This window comes from Paenibacillus albicereus, assembly GCF_012676905.1.
GTDB classification, from domain to species: domain Bacteria; phylum Bacillota; class Bacilli; order Paenibacillales; family Paenibacillaceae; genus Paenibacillus_O; species Paenibacillus_O albicereus.
The window spans coordinates 3,522,330-3,539,642 of record NZ_CP051428.1; the positions used below are offsets into that span (position 1 = coordinate 3,522,330).

Below are 17,313 nucleotides of genomic sequence, written 5' to 3' on the forward strand. Positions count from 1 at the left end.
TTGCCGTTAGGATGAACGGATGCTGGATGAATTATGCATTCATAGCGGCGGGGCTAGCGCCGATTGATCCACGGCCGGCTGCCTTTGGGCCGGCGCACGGTCGGCCTCGCCGCCGCTCGGATGACCGCCTTCTTGGCCGGCTTGCGCGGCGCTGCCGTGCCGGTCTTGGCCGGCTTCGACGGCCCTTGGACCGTCAGCCCTCCGGCCGCAGCGGATGGCTCGGATGCGGACTCGCCGTCCGCCGCTTCGTCCTCGCGGTCACCGCATCCGCATGGCTGCGCCTGGACCGGGCTCAGCTGCGCCGGAGCCGCGGCCGCAGGCTGGCCGTAGCCCCCGGCTCCATGCAGCCCGGCCGTCGCTCCGGGCCAGGCCGGCTGCGCATAGCCGCCGGCAGCCGGAACGCCGTAGCCGGCGGGACCGGCGGAAGCGGGAAGAGCCGCCTCCGGCTGCCAGGTGCCGCTGCCTCCGTAGCTGAAGGAGCCGCCGGGGCCGAGGCTCCAAGGGGCGGAGGCTCCGTATTCCGCAGCCATCGGATAGCCGCCGGCCGCAGCGGAAGGCTGCGCCGGGTAGGCTCCATAGCCGCCATAGCCTCCGCCATAGCCGCCGGCATAGCCATAGCCTCCGGAAGAAGCAGAAGCATACGGGTCCATGTAGGCCTGGTGATGTCCGCCCCATGGCGAAGCTGCAGGCGATGCGCCGGCCGGCCACCCGCCTGGCTGGGCGTAGCCTTCCGCGGGCCCGGCCGCTTGCGGCTCATAGGGTGCATAAGGCATTCCGTAGCCGGCGCTCTCCGGCCCGTGGGCGCCTGCGCCATAACCGCCATGTCCTTGACCATGCCCATAGGGGGACTCGGCGGCAGCGAACGGCGAGTGGCCGCCGTGCATGGCGTAGCCGCTGTAGCCGCCGTGGGCAGGCTCGGCGCCGTAGGGCGAACCCATGGACGGCGATGTGCCATAACCTTGATATTCGCCATAGCCGCCATGCCCGCCATGCCCGCCATATCCACCATATCCGCCCTCGCCCGCTCCCGCAGCCAGGCCCGGGATTTCCTGCGAGTAGGTCGGACCGTAATGGCCATAGCCGCCATGCCCGCCGAAGCCGCTGCCGGCGGCACCGGCAACCGAGCCGGGAAGCTGAGGCATCTGATAGAGGGGAGCGAAAGCCTCCGTGGCTGGAATCTTCTCCTGCATGAACGGATGGACCGCCTCGCCCATCTCATGGCCGGCGTGATGGTGGCTCTGCCCGGCGACGGTGTACCCGGCGTGGGACTTCGCCGCTTCGGAGAGCAGCGGCTCCATCGCATGCTCCTTAGGCATGGAGCCGTAGGACGGCTTCTCGACGACGGCTACGACAAGCTCCTCGACCTGCACGACCGGAGGCGGCGGCAGGACGGGCTCCGCCTGGACCACCGTTTTCTTTTCCGCTGCCGGCTCCGGGCTTTTCGGCGCGGTATTCTTCTTGCCTCCCTCGCCCGATTCCGGCTCCGCCTTGTGCTGCGCGGTGAGCGGCGATGCGGACGGCTTCGGAATATGGACCGTGTCGCCTTCCTTCAGCTCGGCCGGATCGACGATCTGCGGATTGGCTTTGATGAGCTCCTGCAGCGATACGCCCCAGGCCTTCGACAGCTTCCACAGCGTGTCGCCGATCTTCGCCTTGTACTTGTGGATCAGCTCCGGCGCTCCCGGCTTGCTTGCCGACGCCGGCACCTTGACCTTCGTGCCGATCAGGATGTTATGAGGATTCGTCAAGGTCGGATTGAGCTTCTGCAGCTCTTCTACGCTCACCCCGTATTTCTGGCCGATCAGGTACAGCGTATCGCCCTTCTTCACGATATGGATTTTCACTTGCCGACTCCCTCCTCTTCGCGTGCCTCTCGAATGCGGCGGCTGCCCGCCCATCTGTCCGTCGTTACATCGTATGCAGCGACTGGGCATCTGTCTCCCTTTTCCGCAAAATAATCCAAGCCCCGCGCGGAATCACGGAACGAGGCGAAGAAGGGGCGAACGAGAACGGGCCGCGCGGGCGCGCGGGCGCGCGGGCGAGCACAGCGAAAAGAGCGCTCCGCTGGAGCGCTCGTGCCGGCGATGCAACCGCTACTCTTCCTCGCCCTCCTGTTTGCCCGGAGTCGGCAAGAAGCCGAACTCGATCTTTCTCGGCAGAGGATTCCTCCAATGCGCTTCAGCTGCCTCCAGGATGTCCGGCACTTGCCGCACCGTCAGGACGAAGCCCCGCAGCATGCCCGCCAGCGCTTCCAGACGGTGATCCTCCCATCCGCTCCAGTCCCCGCTCTCCAGCTCAGGGAGCAGGCCGAGGGGCGTTTTTTTCGCCGTCTGCCGCCATTTCTCCCGCTCCTGCTCCGTCATCCCGCCGTAGAGACTCGCGATTTCCGCCATCCATCCGCTGCGCTTGTCCATTCCTGTTCCTCTCCTTTGCCTTGGAATAAAAAAGCGTCCACCCAGCCCCTTAGGCCGAATGGACGCATGTTCTCTTAGAAGTCATATCGCTTCAGGCGCGGCTCTCCGCGGCCTCCTGCGGCAGCTCCGGAGCGGTGCTGCCGAAGCTCGGATACGAGCCGAGCACCCTTACCTGGCAGCCGATCGCCTCGATCTCCTGCAGCGCGGCGGGCAGCAGCACTGTATCCAGCGCCATCTCGATATCGATGACGAAGTGGTACGTGCCCAGCCGCTTCTTGGTCGGACGCGATTCGATGCGCGCCAGGTTGATGCGCCGCCAGGCGAACGCCGACAGCACCTGATGCAGCGCGCCCGGGAAGTCTTCCGGCAAGGTGACGAGGATCGACGTCTTGCGCACCGGCGACTCCCGCAGGGCGAACGGCTCCTTGCCGACGAGCAGGAAGCGCGTGTAGTTGTTGTCGTGGTCCGTCACGCCGGGACGGATGACGTCAAGGCCGTAATGGGCGGCCGCCAGCGTGAGTCCGATCGCGGCCCAGCCTTTGCCGGGATTCTCGCTGACGATCTTGACCGCCTCGGCCGTGCTGCTCACATGCTCCCACTCGGCATGCTGCAGGTTCGCCCGCAGGAAGCTGTGGCACTGCGCCATCGCGACCGGATGGCTCAGCACGCGCACGATGCGGCCGAAATCCGGCTCGCCGTCCTCGCCGGACAGCTCGCCGCGATGGCCGATCAGCTGCTGGCGGGACGGGTAGATCCATTCCGCCTGGATCGGCAGGTCGACCTCGTGCAGCAGCCAATCCATGTGCAGGTTGACGGAGCCCTCGATCGTATTCTCGATCGGGATGACGCTGTAGTCCGTGCGTCCTTCCACCGTGGACAGGAACACGTCGGATATCATCGGGTAGTAGACGCGCTCCGCGCCGTCCTCTCCGCACAGGCTGCGGGCAGCCTCGTCGGAGGTGGAGACGACGGGAAGCAGGGCGACTTTCATCATGCTTCGGAATCTCCTTTGCGATGGCCTTGCGGCGCCAGCCAAGGCGCCAGATGCTCGTCCAGCACGACGGGCCCTTCCAGGTCCGGCTCCAGCCGGATCAGGTCGGCCTCGGTGCCCGCCGCTGCCAGCGTGCCGAGCAGGAACGACTCCAGCTCGGCCAGGCGCGGGCTGTCCCGATCCACGAGCGCCAGAAGCGTCGGACCCGCGCCGCTGAGCGCGGCGCCGAGAGCGCCGTGCTCGGCCGCCCCGGCCAGCACCTCGGCCATGCCGGGGATGAGCGGAGCGCGATACGGCTGATGCAGCTTGTCCTGCATCGCCCTCGCGATCAGCTCGAGCCGGCCCGAAGCCAGCGCCGCGACGAGGAGGGAGCTGCGGCCGACGTTGAATACCGCGTCCTTCATCGGCAGCTGCGCCGGCAGCGCGTGGCGGGCTTTTTCGGTGGCGAGCTCGAAGCGCGGAATCGCCGCGACTGCGGCCAGCCGCTCCGGAGGGTCCAGACGGACGAGATCGGCGCGGCTGCCGTCCCAGGCGGCGGCGATGAGGCCGCCGTACAACGAGGCGCCCACGTTGTCGGGATGTCCTTCGAGGCGGGTCGCCAGCTGCAGCAGGCCGTCCCGGTCGAACGGCCGCCCCGCCAGCTCGTTGGCCGCGTACAGGGCGCCGACGATCGCGCTCGCGCTGCTGCCGAGGCCGCGCGTGAGCGGAATGCCGCTGCACATGTCGATCTCGAGCTCCGGCACGGGCCGTCCCGCTTCCTCATGAAGCAGCGCCGCGACTTTGTAGAACAGGTTGCTCTTGTCGGTCGGAATGCCGTCCAGTCCCCCGCCATGCAGCCGGATCGACGTGCGGTCGGAGATCCCCATGCCGACCCAAGCGTAGAGCGAAAGCGCCATGCCCAGGCTGTCGAAGCCCGGTCCCAGATTGGCCGTGCTGGCCGGAACCCGTACCAGCACGCGGCTCATGCCCATCAGCCTTCCACCCGGTAGACGCTCTTGACCTTCTGGATGACGTCGAGCGTCTCGAAGGCGTCTACGACCTTGTTCATCGCCGCCTTGCTGGCGTTGTGGGTGATGACGATGATCTCCGCCTCGGCCAGCTCCGCGTTCGGCTGCTGGATGACGGATTCGAGGCTCACCTCGTACTCCGCGAACACCTGGGTGATGCGGGCGAGCACGCCGGCGCGATCCGCTACATGCAGCCGCAGGAAATACTTCGAGCTGATCTGCTCGTCGCTCTTCAGCACGCGCTCCTTGAAGGAGCCGCCTCCGCCGAGGCCGTTCACGCCGATCTTGAGGTTCTTCACGACGGCGACCAGGTCGGCGACGATCGACGTCGCCGTCGGCAGCTCGCCGGCGCCCGCGCCGTAGAACATCGTCTCGCCGACCGCCTCGCCATGCACATAGACGGCGTTGAACACGCCGTTCACCGACGCGATCGGATGGCTCGCCTTGACCATCGTCGGCTGCACGCTGACGCTGATCGACTCGTTCTGGCGCTCGGCGATGCCGAGCAGCTTGACCTCGTAGCCGAGCCGCTTGGCGTAGGCGATGTCCTCCTTGCCGACGGCCGAGATGCCCTTGACCGTCACGTCCTCCAGTCCGACCTCGCAGCGGAAGCCGAGGCGGGAGAGGATGGTCATTTTGCGAGCGGCATCCAGGCCCTCCACGTCGGAGGTCGGATCAGCCTCGGCGTAGCCGAGCTCCTGCGCTTCCTTGAGCACGTCCCCGTAGGAGGCGCCTTCCTGGCTCATCTTGGTCAGGATGTAGTTCGTCGTGCCGTTGACGATGCCCATGATCTTCGTGATGCGGTCCGAGGAGAAGCCCTCGATCAGCGTGCGGATGATCGGGATGCCTCCGGCTACGCTCGCTTCATAGAAGACGTCGCAGCGGTTCTCGCTCGCCGTCGCGAGCAGCTCGCGTCCGTGCAGCGCCATCAAGTCCTTGTTGGCCGTGACGACGTGCTTGCCGAGGGACAGCGCCTCCAGCAAGTATTCCTTGGTACGCTCGATGCCTCCCATCACCTCGACGATGACGTCGATGTCGGGGTTGCGGATGATCTCCCAAGCGTCCGTCGTCAGCTTCGCGGCGTCGACGTCGATCGTGCGGGACTTGTCGACGTTCTGCACGAGCACCTTCTCGATGACGATCGGCGAGCCGACCTGGCTCATCAAATCCTCCTGATGCCGCTCCACGATCCGCACGACGCCCGTTCCTACCGTTCCCAGGCCAAGCAGGCCGACTTTAACTGGTTTCATCGTTCATCATCCCCCATAGTCCAATTGTTGCGCTGCTCATCCCTGTCCGACGACCGCGGCCCGCTTGACGCCCTTCTGCAGCCGCAGCTCGTCGAGGAAGGCGAATCGGTCCTCCTTCATCGGCGCGGTGTCGACCGAAAGGACGACGTTGGCGTAGCCCTGCAGCGGGATGCTCTGGTGAATCGTCAGCACGTTGCCCCCCCGCGATGCGACGAGTCCGAGCACATGGGACAGGATGCCGGAGCGATGCTCCAGGTCGATCGAGATCGTAATGATCGATCCCCGCTCCAGCTCGCCCAGCGTCAGCACGCCTTCCCGATACTTGTAAAAGGCGCTGCGGGACAAGCCGGCCCGCTCCACCGCTTCGTGAATCGTCGCCGCCTCGCCTCGCCCGAGCATCTCCTTGACCGCGATCGTCTTGACGATCGCCTCCGGGAGCAGATCCTCGCGGACGACATAGTATCGATCCGTCAAGCTGGCGTCCTCCTAGCATAGACAGTTGTTTTCATATAGTGGACATTATACCGGATGCCCATGGGTAGCGGCAACCTTTTTCTGCGAGGCAGCAGGAAGAATGTCGTTCTTTATGACGTATTTATGTACAGGATAGCGCACTTCTGCCGAACAAAAAAGAAATAGCGCCCGCAAGGGCGCTTCCAGGCAGCGCGAGCTCACGCAAGCGCGCAGAAAACGGCGAAGTCCCGGTACTTGTAGACGACATCCGCCGCGCCAAAGCCGGCTTCCCGCAGCCAGACGAGCTGCTCTGAAGCCTTGGCGTTGAGGTCCGTCTCGCGGCGCTTCACCGAGGCGTCGGCCGCTTCCTTGCGGATGCGGCCGTCGAAAATCTCCTCGAGCCATGTCCGGCGGTAGATTCCGTCGAAGACGGGCGCCTCGGCCGCGGCCTGATCCGCGTTCACGAAGCAGCCTCCGGGCGCCAGGCTGCCGCGGATATGCCGGAACAGCCTGCGCTTCGCCTCATGCGGCAGATGATGGATCGCCAGCGAAGATGCCACGAGGTCGAACGGCCCTTCCGGCAGTCCGGCCGACATGTCGCCTTCCGCGAAGCGGACCCCCTCGTCGCCGGCGAACCGCTCCCTCGCCTTGGCCAGCATGGACGGGCTGAAGTCCATCAGCGTCAGCTCCGCCTCCGGATACGCCTGCCGCAGCATGGCCGAGAACAGCCCCGTGCCCGCTCCGAGCTCCAGGATGCGCGGCTTTTCCGCGCTGGTACGCGCCGCTTTCAAGGCGGTTCCATAGAAGTCGTCGTAGCAAGGAATGAGCACCCTGCGCTCCTCGTCGTAGCGGGCCGCCGCCAGTTCGAACTGCTCTTTCACCTTTTCGTCCATCTCCGCTTCGCCTCTTCCCTTTGGGATGGCTTCAGTTTAGCATGGAACGTTATTGATCTGAAATATAAGGTACCGATTAGTTCATTGCCATTCCCTATAAACAACTTGCTGGCCGAAAAAATAAAGCGACCCCGTCGGGGCCGCTTCTTGGAAACTGTCGGTTCCGTCCGCCATACGGACAAGAGACGGCAGCAAGCTTCAGTCATTCATGGAAATAGTCGCTGCCCTCGAAGAACTCGAAGGTGAACTCGCCGATGCGCACCGTGTCGCCGTCCTTGGCGCCGATCTTGCGAAGGGCGCTGTCCACGCCCATCCGACGCAGCATGCGGGCAAAGCGCATGATCGCATCGTAGGAGTTGAGATGGATGCGCTTGATCTGGCGCTCGAACGATTCGCTCTCGACGACGAAGTAGTCGTTCTCCTTGTAGACGCGGAACGGCGTTTCTTCTTTCTCGGAGTGGCGGAAAATCTTGCGCTCCTCGACTTGCTTGACCTCTTCGAGCTCCGGCGCTTCCGGAATGGTCTCGAGCGTCGCCGCTGCTTTGTAAAGCAGCTCCTGGATGCCTTGCTTGGTCAGCGAGGAGATCGGCAGAATCTCGTAATTCCGCTCCTCGGCGCGTTCGGCGAGCTGTTCGCGGAACCGCTCGAGGTTGGCTTCCGAATCCGGCATGTCCATCTTGTTGGCGGCGATGATCTGCGGGCGCTCCGCCAGCTTGGCGTTATAGAGCACGAGCTCCTCGTTGATCTTGAGCCAGTCCTCGAACGGATCCCGTCCTTCCGAGCCGGACATGTCCACGACATGCACGATGACGCGCGTCCGCTCGATGTGGCGCAGGAATTCGTGGCCGAGGCCGACGCCTTCATGCGCGCCTTCGATCAGCCCGGGCAGGTCCGCCATGACGAAGCTGCGGCCCTCCTCCACGTCGACGACGCCGAGGTTCGGCGTGATCGTTGTGAAATGATAGGCGCCGATCTTCGGCTTGGCCGCCGAGACAATCGACAGCAGCGTCGACTTGCCGACGCTCGGGAAGCCGACGAGGCCGACGTCCGCCATCACCTTGAGCTCCAGCACGAGCCAGCGCTCCTGGCCCTCCTCGCCTTTTTCGGCGATCTCAGGCGCAGGGTTGCTGATCGTAGCGAAGCGCGGATTGCCGCGGCCGCCGCGGCCGCCCTTGGCGACGACGACTTCCTGACCGTGGCGGGTCAGATCGCCGACGATCTCGCCGGTGTCGTCATCGATGATGATCGTGCCCGGAGGAATGCGGACGATCATGTCCTCCGCCCTTGCTCCGTGCATCGTTTTCGGACGGCCCCTCTCGCCGCGGTCTCCCTTGAAATGCTTTTGATAGCGGAAGTCCATCAGCGTGCGCAGGCCTTCGTCCACGCGGAAGATGACATTTGCGCCGCGTCCTCCGTCGCCGCCCGCAGGCCCGCCCTCAGGCACGTACTTTTCTCGGCGGAACGAGACGATGCCGTCTCCTCCGTCTCCGCCTTTGACAAATATTTTGGCTTTATCGACAAACATGATTCGGTTCCTCCATCTATGCGCAGAGCGGCGCTTTCAGCAGAACATGGCGATGCTGCTTCAAGCTGTCGGCCTGCAGCGGGGTTCCCCGCAGGCGCTGCTCCAATTTGTCCACGAGTTCGGCCTCGTCCATCAGCTCGCCGGCAAACTCCAGCTCTACCAAAAGCTCGCCGCTGCCGCGGGAAAGCCTCAGCTGCAGCCGGGCCGGGTCTCCCCCGCCCGGCTTGATGCTGAAGCGGTAGGCGTTGATGACTTCTATGATCGCTTCTCCGGCCCCGTCGCGGCCCTCGCTCAGCTCTTCCAGCGACAGGTTGTCCTCGATGTCGACCTCCAGCACGATCGATTGGGACAGCGTGCGGAAGGATTGCAGGTAAGCGGTCAGCGCCGGGCAGCCCAGCTTGGAGATCCGGCTCTCCCGAAGCATCTGCTCCCGAATGCGCTCTACGGTCGCGAGCGCCCGATCCGGCTTGTTCATCCGGATGTAGCCGTACAGCACCTGCAAGTCGTTCATCCAGTCATGGCGATGGTGGCCCAGCGTCTGAATGGAAGCCTGCTGCACCGCCGCCAGGCTTTTTTGCAGCTGCAGCCGGTGCTGCTTCCTCTCCATGCGGATCCACAACGCCGCCGCCGCTGCCGTCCAAACCAGGAACAGCACCTGCGTCCAAAGCCAGGACGGCCGGATGACCGCGGCTGCCGCCGGCAGCAGAACCGAGCCCGCTGCATACAGCTTGGCCGAATGATAGCGATTCATACGTCGATCCCACTTTCTGCCCGGATGATAAAAAAACCCGGCCTGCTCGTATCAGGCCGGGTCGCGTGTCTCTGGTTCTTAAGCTTCTACTGCTGCGGCTACCGGAGCCAGATCAACCGGGTATACGCTGACTTTTTTGCGGTCGCGTCCCCAACGTTCGAACTTGACTACGCCGTCGATCAGCGCGAACAGCGTATCATCCTTGCCGATGCCTACGTTGTTGCCCGGGTGGATCTTCGTGCCGCGCTGGCGGAACAGAATGTTTCCAGCCGTTACGGTTTGTCCATCCGCACGCTTCGCGCCCAGACGCTTCGATTGGCTGTCGCGTCCGTTCTTCGTGGAGCCGACACCCTTTTTGGATGCGAACAATTGAAGATTCAGTTTCAACATGACGGAGTCCTCCCTTCTTACTTGAGTTGTTCTTCGAGGGCCACATGGGCGCTGTAGGAATCCGCGATCCCTTCCAGCATGACCTTCATGGATTCCAGGAGCAGCTGCATCCGGGCATCCGCCTCGGCATCCGCCAGCTCTGGAATATCCGACTGGAGCCATCCATTCTTCATGCTTGCCGGAAGTTCGATTCCTGCAAGCACTTCGATAGCATTAACGGTGCCCACCGTGACGGCGGATACACCTGCGCATACGATATCTTTGCCCGCTTTGGCATATCGCGCGTGCCCCTCGACCGAGAAGGCGGCGATACGCCGGTCATCGGACCGCCGGGTGAAGGTAATGATGATCATGGCTCTAAGCTTACGCTTGGATGCTTTCGATCGTTACTTTCGTGTACGGCTGGCGATGGCCTTGCTTGCGGCGGTAGTTCTTCTTCGGCTTGTACTTGTAGACCGTGATCTTTTGGCCGCGGCCGTGCTTCTCGATCTTGCCGGAAACTGTCGCTCCCGCAACGACCGGGGAACCGGTCACGAGACCTCCGTCCTTGGATACGGCCAGGACGCGATCAAACGTCACGCTCTCGCCTTCGCCGGCGTTCAGCTTCTCGATGTAGAGAACATCGCCTTGCTGGACTTTGTATTGCTTGCCGCCCGTTTCAATAATTGCGAACATGGATGGTGCACCTCCTTGTAGTCGAAGACTCGCCACGATCGGGTGCCGGTCGCGTCAAGCGCGCCAAGGCTTGAAAAACCCGTCCTGTGCGGTACCATGATGTCTCATCGGAGACATACACCAAGACATTGTATCATAGGCGAAAAGCCCGATCAAGCTATTTCGGCGGATCGCCGTCCCGCTTCCCGGCCGCGCGGCGGCCGCTGCCGCCGCAGCACTCGCAGAGGGGGTACAGCTGGGCGCCGACGCTGCGGCGGGCTTTGCGGCGCGTGATTTCAAGCAGCCCGAGCCGGGTCCAGCCATGGATCTGGCATTTGCTCCGATCCTCGCGCGAAGCTTTTTCCAGCTCCTGCCGGACCCGCTCGCGGTTGGCGCTCTCCTCCATGTCGATGAAGTCGACGACGACGATGCCGCCGACGTCGCGCAGCCGCAGCAGGCGGGAAATTTCCTGCGCCGCCTCCATGTTCGTGTGGAATACGGTGTCCTCGAGCCCGCTCGTGCCGGTGAACTTGCCGGTGTTCACGTCGACGACCGTGAGCGCCTCTGTCTGCTCCCAGACGAGGTACCCCCCGCTCGGCAGCCAGACGCGCGCCGCGAACGCGGCCTGGAGCTGGGCCGTCACGCCATAGCGGTCGAAAAGCGTCTTGCGCTCCAGCTCCCGGTCGTACAGCCGCAGCTGCCGCTCGCTGCCGGGGGCAAGCTCCCTCAGCAGCTGCCGGGCTTCGGCGAAGCGGATCGGGTCATCGACGAGCACCTCCATGCCGGAGGAATACGTATCGCGGAAGACGCGGCGCATGAGGCCGGCCTCCAGCATCACCGGCTCGGCCGGCCTGGCCTCGCGGCCCCGCCGCTCGACCTCCTCCCACTGGCGCCGCAGCTGCGCCAGGTCCCCCTGCAGCGAGCGCTCGCTCTCCCCGGCCGCCACCGTGCGCAGGATGACGCCTTCGCCGCTGCGGCGAAGCCCTTCTCCGATGCCGCGCAGCCGTCCCCGCTCGCTTTCGGAGGCAATTTTCTTGGATACGCCGACATAGTCCGCTCCCGGCATGTAGACGAGCCAGCGCCCCGGCAGCGAGTAATGCGTCGTCACGCGGGCGCCCTTGCCGCCGATCGGCTCCTTGATGACCTGCACGAGCAGCTCCTGTCCGGGCCGGGCCAGCTCCGAGATCGACGGCTTGTCCCCTTGCTTGGCCGCTGCGGGATGCAGCAGCTCGTCGATGTAGAGGAAGGCGTTCTTGGCCAGGCCGATGTCGACGAACGCGGCCTGCATGCCGGGGAGCACGTTGACGATCCGTCCTTTGTACAGATTGCCGACAAGGCCGCTTTGCGGATCGGATTCCATGAAGAATTCCACGGCGCGGCCATCCTGCAGCACCGCCGTCTGCAGCATGGCGCCGTCGCCGTGGACGAGCATCACTTTGTTCATCGTACCGGCACACCGCCTTCCGGTCCCATGCCGGACCTAGTTGGCTCTTATTTTACCGCAAAAGATCCGAAACTGCACGGTCTCCGGACAAATACCCCTCGACTACCCGCTGCTCCGGGAGCACGCCGACGATCCGCCCCGGATCTTCCATGACATAGACGAGATGATAGTGGTCGCGAAGGAACAGCCGCGCCGTCGTCCAGACCGGGTGGCGCCCCATGACGACGATCGGACGCGCCCTGGAGCCGGCCTGGATGCGTCTTTTTGCCGACCGCCCCCTCGCCATCAGGAAGCGCAGGAAGAGAAACGGGATCTGCTTGCGGTACGTCCAGTTGGCGGCCAGCAGGAACAAGCCGACGGCCAGCAGGTTGGCCTGCACCCCGCCGGAGCCGCTGCGCTGGAGCTGCGGCAGGAGCGCGTAGCCGATCATCAGCAGGCTGCAGCCGATGCCGGCCCAGGCGCTGAAGCGCAGCGTGCCGTAGTAGTTCATCCGCAGGCCGCAGGCGAAGCGCAGCAAGCGGCCTCCGTCGAGGGGATAGATCGGCAGCAGGTTGAACGTCAGCAGCAGCAGATTGGCCTGCACCAGATAGGAGGCGAGCGCGGCGTCCATCCACCCTCCCGCGCCGAGCGCCCAGGCCGCTCCCGCCATCCAGACGTTCTGCAGCGGACCGGCGAGGGCGATGGCGGCTTCCTCCCAGGCAGGCGCTCCGGGCCGCTCCTCCAGCTCGGCGACTCCGCCGAACGGCAGCAGGCGGATCTCCAGCACCTTCCACCCGAAGGCGTGAGCCGCCGCCGCATGCCCCAGCTCATGGACGAAGACGAGCAAGAACAGCAGGAGCAGCTCGCCGATATAGCCCGTCAGGACCGACAGCAGCATGAGCACCGCCAGCAGCGGATGGAGGCTCCAGCGGATTCCTCCGACCTCAATCAAGCGGAATCACGTCCGCCGGATCGAGGTAGCGGTCCTGCTCCTTCACGGCAAAATACAGAAGCGCTCCCGCGCTCCCTTCCGCAGCGGAGCCGAGACGGCCGATCGTCTCTCCCGCCTGCACCCAGTCGTTCGGCGCGACGACGGTCTCGCCCAGCCGACCGTAGTACGTCGTCCGTCCCCCGGCATGCTGGAGCACGACGGTCGGACCTTTGGCGTCGTCCGCGGAAACGACGAGCACCCGCCCTTCCTCCGCCGCCAGCACGTCCGCCCCGGGAGCTCCGGATATCTCCACGCCGCCGAGCAGCTCGGCGAACGGATGCACGATGCTTCCGCCTGCGACCGGCGCGACGGTCGCCCGCTCGGCCGGCGCCGCGGCCGGCCTCGTGCCGCCGGACTTGTCAAAGCCCGGCAGGAAGGACGGCGGCGCGCCGAATACGCCCTCGTACCAGACGGCGATCGCGGACACGTCCATCGGTTCGGACAACGCCTGGCGCACGGCCAGCTGCCCTTGGCGGGCCGCCGGGCCGTCCAGCTGGAACAGCCCCCACACCGCGCCGAACAGCGCTGCGGAGACGAGCAGCCGGCGTGCGAAGCTGCGCGCGAAGCGGCCCCCAGTACCCGGACCGCTCCGATCGCCGCCCCCTCCGCCCGTTCCCGCGCGGCTGCCGGAGCCGCCTTCCCGCAGCGTTCGCGGAGCGAGCCCGGTCAATTCGCCGCTTGCCTGCTCCAGCCGCTCCCACGGATTGGCGCTGTTTTTCCACTCCGCCTCCGGGTCTTTTTCCTGCGCCTGCGGCCAAGCCTCATCCGGCCAGCCGCTGCCGAGCGGCTGCTCCCACTCTGCGGGAGCGCCCTGCCGATAGATCCTTGTCCCGTACGGGCCGTCTTGGCCGGAGGCTCTGCCGCCCGGCCGGCCGGCCGACGGCAGCGTCTCATGCGGCTTGCGCCCGCTCAGCCGGGCTCCCGAGCCGGATACGCTGCTCGCTGCAGACTGTGAAGCGGCGTCTCGTGCCCGCTTGCCGCCCAGGATGCCGTCTCTCCCGGCGGCTGCTTCCGCATGCCTCGCCGCATCCGCCTCCAGTCGCTCCGTCAGCTCGCGGATGCGATCCTGCCTGCGCTCCCGGTTCGCGCTTGTCAGGCCGCGCGCCGCTTTCCCTTTTTTATCCCGGCCTGCCTGTCCATGTTTGTCGTTCGGATTGCCCCACATGCCCGTTCCCTCCTTCTTTCCCCCGCTTCGCTGGCAGCGGAAAGGCTTGTTCTATCTGTATGTGAGGGCTTATCCGAGTATGCGGGAAGGGGGCGAAGCCGCGGCTGCGGCAAGCATGAAAAAAGCCCCCAAGGCGGGGGCTCTCCTGACCTACATCGACAAACGAAAGCAACCCGCCACGGGTTGAGCGCCTGACGGGTTACTTTCTGCTCGTTCAATTGGAGGGTTCCACCTGAAAAAGGCTGTACAGGGAGGGAGCGTTGGCGCGCTCTCTCTTTTTTGCCTTGCTGCAGTTGTGTAACCCTAGATACGTCTATTATACCCTGATGAGGGAAAATTCCCTCTCCAGCCCGGCTCGGTCAGTTCTCCAGCTGATACCGCTCCTGATGCGCGCGAATGCTGAAAACCAGCCCCACGCATAGCATGTTGAGCAGCAGCGACGTGCCGCCATAGCTGACGAACGGCAGCGTGATGCCGGTGATCGGCATGATGCCGATCATCATTTTATCCGTTTTCGTCTCGTTTCGCGCAGTCACGTTTCTTCAATAAAGTGTGGTTATGCGAGGATAATCAGGGAAGTGATTTTCGCACAAATTTATATTCTGTCGGAAAATCCGTGACCTTTTCCGTGACCTTTTTGAGTCACGTGACCATTCATCCGCTCCCAGCCGTATCGAGGTGCCTCAGACTCACGCAGCACCCGATACCGGAACGGCAGCTGGCTTGTGACCGCGATGAAGCCAGTTTGCTCCAGGACAATGAGCACATGCCGTACGCGACCCTCCCGCTTCCCGGTGAATTGGCAGAGCTTTTCGATGGAAAGCTGCTTTGACGCGAGCTTCGAATGGTTCACCATGATCCGCAGCACCTTCCGCTCCAGATCGTCCAGTTTCTCCATGGCCCGTTCCCCCTTGTTCGCTTTGCCTCATTATATGCGAACACAATGCGAACACTCAACAAAAAAAGGCGTGCTCCGAGAAATCAGAGCACGCCTTTTTCTTTCATGATGGGTTCGAGCAACAGCAGCTTTCGGACAGCTTCCTCCTGCCAGCTTCCGGCGCCCATCGCCGTTTGGCCGAGCTGCAGCACCCGCGACGCGATGCCCGCCGCCGTCACCGGGCCGTCGCCGTACGCGATGGCCGGCATCACCGGAGCCAGGTACAGGAGCTTCGTCTCCGCCGCAGCGCCCCAAGTCTTGTCGAGCAGACGTTCCGCCAGGTCCCTCACCCTCCCGGCAATGGCGAAGGCGGTCGCGTACCGGCTCGCCTGGCTAAGCTGGTACGCCACGCGCTCTTCGTACAGCTCGAGCGTCTGGATACTCTCCGCGACGGCGAGCTCCGCGTACAGCCGGGCCCACGGAAAATTCAGGCCCGGGCAGAACGGCTTGCGCTTGGGGTCGATCTGAAAATGACCCAGCACCGTGTCCGGCCCGAACCGGATATGATGGCCCCAGATCCGCTCCACCTCCGTCTGAATGTACTTGTGCAGCCAGCACAAGCTCCAGAACTGCTCCTCCGTCAGCATGCCGTCCGCGCCGCTGCCCACGTAGCCCTCGTTCTCGATGCTGACGCAGTACAGGTTCGGGTTCACGCCCATCTCCCGCACCACGGCCGCCCGGGCCGTCGGGATCGCCGCCGGCAGCAGCCCTTGCGTCCAGGCCGCGCGCTTGATGTCCACGTACTGATGCACGCGGCCGTCGCGCGAGTTCCCGAAGTGCGAGGATACTTGCGCGGCCGGATTGCGGAACCAGGCATCCATGCTGGCCATCGTGCCGATCGAGATATGATTCACGATGACGATCGGCGTGTAGGTCCTATTCTTGGCGGCGCGGGGGCCGTGATTAGGCACCCGGTCACCCATCCATTTCATGTCGATCATGCTGCTCTCTCCCCTCAGTACGTCTGCCGTGCTTCGGCGCCTTCCTGCTCGGCTTCCTTCGCGTCCTTCTTACCCTCGACGAGGTTGTACCCCGTCACCGCCGCCGTCAGCGTGAAGATCAGCTCGTTCCCCAGCTGCAGCTTGAACAGCTCGTCCGCCACGATCAGGCCGAAAGCCGTGAGCGTGAAGACGAGCTTCCGGCTGTTGGCCTTGAAACCGATTGGCAGACCGTTCGCGCCGCGCACGACCGTCACGTACTCGTTCGCCTTAAGGTAGCCCAGCAGTACCAGCGTCGCCGCAGCCAAATTCGTCAGATCGATCTCCACGCCGAGCAGGCGCGTTGCCGCTGCGGCCGCTGCTGCACCAATCACCGTTAGGGAATCCGGTCTAAGCCATTTTTTCATCGTTTGTTTCCTCCGCTTCGATGTAGTCGAGTTTGTGACAGACAAGAGCTCCTTGGCGGCTGCAGCGCGGGCACGCGATCGTGCCGCCAAGAAAGAAATAGAGAACGTTTTGAGAGCGCGTCGAAAGCTTCTGGACGTCTTCGAGGTACGAGCATCCTCCGGCCATAGCGGATCCACTCCTAGCGCGGCCATCGTGCGCCGCTGATTTTCCATGATGACGAGCTGATTGGCCACGTAGGCCTTGACTTCGCTGTCGTCCGAGAGCAGCCATGGCACCACCCGGCGCAGCGCCTGCTTCACCTTCCGCTGCTTGAGCAGCACATACACGGCCGTGCCGAGCGCGCTGAGCGACAGCCCATTCTTCCATACCGTGTGCGCCAGTTCGATGATCAGGTCATACACGCCGCCCCGCCTCCTCCGGCAGCAGCACCGGCACCGGGCCGGGCAGGAGCAGCTGCTGAGCCATCCACGGGCCAAGCAGCTCGCCGATCGCCCGCAGGCTGTCGTCGCTGAAGTCGGACTCGAGCAGCTCCGACTCGTCCATTTTTATCATCCGACTCCCTCTTTCCGGGCAAAATAAAAGAGCCCCCGTATACGGAGACTCATATAGTTGGTATAATCGTCCAGTACAGCACCGCTTGTGGTGGCCCCTCCGGAAAGGAGGGAACGCCTATGGAAACTTTCCAAGCGATCATGGCCATGTTTGCCTTCGGTAGCTTTCTGCTGAATCTCCTGACCTACATCGAAAAAAGAAAGTAACCCGCCACAGGTTGGACGCCTGACGGGTTACTCTCTACTCTGAGTTCAGTTGGAGGGTTCCACCTACAAAAGGGCTGTACGGAGAGGGAGCGTTGGCGCGCTTCCTCTTTTTCTGTTGCGTAACGTTACTTTTATTATACACAACTTCGATCAACAGTACACAACTTTGTCAACCATCCTGCTACGACTTGCAACAGGATGCAGATAACTACAGCAGATAGCGGTCATTCATTTTCTACATCCACGTAACCTTCTGTCTGCACCTCGTGAAAGTCTCCGCTGCGCCCGCCGCCGCTCGTCATCAGGATCAGGTTCAGTAGAATAATCGCGATGACGATCAGCGTATTGCCCGCCTTCTGGCTCAT

General features: G+C 63.9%; 21 protein-coding genes and 1 pseudogene. 1 reads left to right on the top strand and 21 read right to left on the bottom strand.

Going from position 1 to position 17,313, the window contains the following annotated elements:
• Positions 1-53: 53 nt before the first annotated feature.
• From HGI30_RS15750 to HGI30_RS15845, 20 genes and pseudogenes are all read right to left on the bottom strand, one after another.
• A complete protein-coding gene (locus tag HGI30_RS15750) occupies positions 54-1,844 on the bottom strand; it encodes a LysM peptidoglycan-binding domain-containing protein (RefSeq protein WP_168908426.1) in 1,791 nt (596 codons plus the stop codon).
• A gap of 249 nt (positions 1,845-2,093) precedes the next feature.
• Positions 2,094-2,414 (bottom strand): hypothetical protein, encoded by a 321-nt coding sequence (locus tag HGI30_RS15755; RefSeq protein ID WP_168908427.1) that lies wholly within the window; start codon positions 2,412-2,414, stop codon positions 2,094-2,096.
• A gap of 91 nt (positions 2,415-2,505) precedes the next feature.
• On the bottom strand, positions 2,506-3,408 hold the full coding sequence (gene pheA / locus HGI30_RS15760) for a prephenate dehydratase (RefSeq protein WP_168908428.1): 903 nt from the start codon (positions 3,406-3,408) through the stop codon (positions 2,506-2,508).
• Entirely contained in the window at positions 3,405-4,376 is a 972-nt protein-coding gene (thrB, locus tag HGI30_RS15765; protein WP_168908429.1) for a homoserine kinase, read from the bottom strand. Before thrB ends, pheA begins: the two co-directional genes overlap by 4 nt.
• Complete coding sequence (locus HGI30_RS15770) at positions 4,376-5,662, bottom strand: homoserine dehydrogenase (protein WP_168908430.1); 1,287 nt, start codon at positions 5,660-5,662, stop codon at positions 4,376-4,378. The genes thrB and HGI30_RS15770 overlap by 1 nt, the downstream gene beginning before the upstream one ends.
• A 36-nt stretch (positions 5,663-5,698) precedes the next feature.
• Entirely contained in the window at positions 5,699-6,136 is a 438-nt protein-coding gene (locus HGI30_RS15775) for an ACT domain-containing protein (protein ID WP_168908431.1), read from the bottom strand.
• Between the two features lie 197 nt (positions 6,137-6,333).
• Positions 6,334-7,008 (bottom strand): class I SAM-dependent methyltransferase, encoded by a 675-nt coding sequence (locus HGI30_RS15780; RefSeq protein WP_168908432.1) that lies wholly within the window; start codon positions 7,006-7,008, stop codon positions 6,334-6,336.
• A 202-nt stretch (positions 7,009-7,210) separates the two neighbouring features.
• Positions 7,211-8,533, bottom strand: coding sequence for a GTPase ObgE (gene obgE / locus HGI30_RS15785; protein WP_168908433.1), 1,323 nt, complete (start codon positions 8,531-8,533; stop codon positions 7,211-7,213).
• 16 nt (positions 8,534-8,549) lie between these two features.
• Positions 8,550-9,284 (bottom strand): Spo0B domain-containing protein, encoded by a 735-nt coding sequence (locus tag HGI30_RS15790; protein ID WP_168908434.1) that lies wholly within the window; start codon positions 9,282-9,284, stop codon positions 8,550-8,552.
• Positions 9,285-9,362: 78 nt separating this feature from the next.
• Positions 9,363-9,674 (bottom strand): 50S ribosomal protein L27, encoded by a 312-nt coding sequence (gene rpmA, locus HGI30_RS15795; protein ID WP_028597510.1) that lies wholly within the window; start codon positions 9,672-9,674, stop codon positions 9,363-9,365.
• Positions 9,675-9,691: 17 nt separating this feature from the next.
• The gene (locus HGI30_RS15800) at positions 9,692-10,027 is read right to left on the bottom strand and encodes a ribosomal-processing cysteine protease Prp (RefSeq protein WP_168908435.1); all 336 of its coding nucleotides are present in this window, start codon (positions 10,025-10,027) and stop codon (positions 9,692-9,694) included.
• Between the two features lie 10 nt (positions 10,028-10,037).
• Positions 10,038-10,349, bottom strand: coding sequence for a 50S ribosomal protein L21 (gene rplU, locus HGI30_RS15805; protein WP_028597508.1), 312 nt, complete (start codon positions 10,347-10,349; stop codon positions 10,038-10,040).
• Positions 10,350-10,506: 157 nt separating this feature from the next.
• Complete coding sequence (locus HGI30_RS15810) at positions 10,507-11,772, bottom strand: Rne/Rng family ribonuclease (RefSeq protein WP_168908436.1); 1,266 nt, start codon at positions 11,770-11,772, stop codon at positions 10,507-10,509.
• Between the two features lie 52 nt (positions 11,773-11,824).
• Entirely contained in the window at positions 11,825-12,703 is an 879-nt protein-coding gene (locus HGI30_RS15815; RefSeq protein ID WP_168908437.1) for a M50 family metallopeptidase, read from the bottom strand.
• Positions 12,696-13,907 (bottom strand): M23 family metallopeptidase, encoded by a 1,212-nt coding sequence (locus HGI30_RS15820; protein WP_168908438.1) that lies wholly within the window; start codon positions 13,905-13,907, stop codon positions 12,696-12,698. The genes HGI30_RS15815 and HGI30_RS15820 overlap by 8 nt, the downstream gene beginning before the upstream one ends.
• Positions 13,908-14,266: 359 nt before the next feature.
• Positions 14,267-14,410 (bottom strand): annotated as a pseudogene (locus HGI30_RS15825) (FtsW/RodA/SpoVE family cell cycle protein); the annotation flags it as partial.
• Positions 14,411-14,502: 92 nt separating this feature from the next.
• A complete protein-coding gene (locus tag HGI30_RS15830) occupies positions 14,503-14,805 on the bottom strand; it encodes a hypothetical protein (protein ID WP_168908439.1) in 303 nt (100 codons plus the stop codon).
• An 83-nt stretch (positions 14,806-14,888) separates the two neighbouring features.
• Positions 14,889-15,785 carry an N-acetylmuramoyl-L-alanine amidase gene (locus tag HGI30_RS15835; protein ID WP_168908440.1) on the bottom strand — a complete coding sequence of 299 codons (897 nt, stop codon included), beginning with the start codon at positions 15,783-15,785 and terminating at the stop codon, positions 14,889-14,891.
• 14 nt (positions 15,786-15,799) lie between these two features.
• Entirely contained in the window at positions 15,800-16,591 is a 792-nt protein-coding gene (locus HGI30_RS15840) for a hypothetical protein (protein WP_168908441.1), read from the bottom strand.
• On the bottom strand, positions 16,584-16,742 hold the full coding sequence (locus HGI30_RS15845) for a hypothetical protein (RefSeq protein ID WP_168908442.1): 159 nt from the start codon (positions 16,740-16,742) through the stop codon (positions 16,584-16,586). The genes HGI30_RS15840 and HGI30_RS15845 overlap by 8 nt, the downstream gene beginning before the upstream one ends.
• 119 nt (positions 16,743-16,861) lie before the next feature.
• On the opposite strand from HGI30_RS15845, the gene HGI30_RS23270 reads away from it, so the two are divergent.
• Complete coding sequence (locus HGI30_RS23270; RefSeq protein WP_328805287.1) at positions 16,862-16,948, top strand: putative holin-like toxin; 87 nt, start codon at positions 16,862-16,864, stop codon at positions 16,946-16,948.
• A 224-nt stretch (positions 16,949-17,172) separates the two neighbouring features.
• Here the strand turns inward: HGI30_RS23270 and HGI30_RS15850 are convergent, their stop codons facing one another.
• Positions 17,173-17,313 carry a hypothetical protein gene (locus HGI30_RS15850; protein WP_168908443.1) on the bottom strand — a complete coding sequence of 47 codons (141 nt, stop codon included), beginning with the start codon at positions 17,311-17,313 and terminating at the stop codon, positions 17,173-17,175.

What these genes read in the sequence shown, in the direction of transcription:
- HGI30_RS15755 (WP_168908427.1), bottom strand. Translation starts at nt 2,414, where the DNA reads ATGGACAAGCGCAGCGGATGGATGGCGGAAATCGCGAGTCTCTACGGC.
- pheA (WP_168908428.1), bottom strand. Translation starts at nt 3,408, where the DNA reads ATGATGAAAGTCGCCCTGCTTCCCGTCGTCTCCACCTCCGACGAGGCT.
- thrB (WP_168908429.1), bottom strand. Translation starts at nt 4,376, where the DNA reads ATGGGCATGAGCCGCGTGCTGGTACGGGTTCCGGCCAGCACGGCCAAT.
- HGI30_RS15770 (WP_168908430.1), bottom strand. Translation starts at nt 5,662, where the DNA reads ATGAAACCAGTTAAAGTCGGCCTGCTTGGCCTGGGAACGGTAGGAACG.
- HGI30_RS15780 (WP_168908432.1), bottom strand. Translation starts at nt 7,008, where the DNA reads ATGGACGAAAAGGTGAAAGAGCAGTTCGAACTGGCGGCGGCCCGCTAC.
- obgE (WP_168908433.1), bottom strand. Translation starts at nt 8,533, where the DNA reads ATGTTTGTCGATAAAGCCAAAATATTTGTCAAAGGCGGAGACGGAGGA.
- HGI30_RS15790 (WP_168908434.1), bottom strand. Translation starts at nt 9,284, where the DNA reads ATGAATCGCTATCATTCGGCCAAGCTGTATGCAGCGGGCTCGGTTCTG.
- rpmA (WP_028597510.1), bottom strand. Translation starts at nt 9,674, where the DNA reads ATGTTGAAACTGAATCTTCAATTGTTCGCATCCAAAAAGGGTGTCGGC.
- HGI30_RS15800 (WP_168908435.1), bottom strand. Translation starts at nt 10,027, where the DNA reads ATGATCATCATTACCTTCACCCGGCGGTCCGATGACCGGCGTATCGCC.
- rplU (WP_028597508.1), bottom strand. Translation starts at nt 10,349, where the DNA reads ATGTTCGCAATTATTGAAACGGGCGGCAAGCAATACAAAGTCCAGCAA.
- HGI30_RS15810 (WP_168908436.1), bottom strand. Translation starts at nt 11,772, where the DNA reads ATGAACAAAGTGATGCTCGTCCACGGCGACGGCGCCATGCTGCAGACG.
- HGI30_RS15820 (WP_168908438.1), bottom strand. Translation starts at nt 13,907, where the DNA reads ATGTGGGGCAATCCGAACGACAAACATGGACAGGCAGGCCGGGATAAA.
- HGI30_RS15830 (WP_168908439.1), bottom strand. Translation starts at nt 14,805, where the DNA reads ATGGAGAAACTGGACGATCTGGAGCGGAAGGTGCTGCGGATCATGGTG.
- HGI30_RS15835 (WP_168908440.1), bottom strand. Translation starts at nt 15,785, where the DNA reads ATGATCGACATGAAATGGATGGGTGACCGGGTGCCTAATCACGGCCCC.
- HGI30_RS15845 (WP_168908442.1), bottom strand. Translation starts at nt 16,742, where the DNA reads ATGATAAAAATGGACGAGTCGGAGCTGCTCGAGTCCGACTTCAGCGAC.
- HGI30_RS23270 (WP_328805287.1), top strand. Translation starts at nt 16,862, where the DNA reads ATGGAAACTTTCCAAGCGATCATGGCCATGTTTGCCTTCGGTAGCTTT.
- HGI30_RS15850 (WP_168908443.1), bottom strand. Translation starts at nt 17,313, where the DNA reads ATGAGCCAGAAGGCGGGCAATACGCTGATCGTCATCGCGATTATTCTA.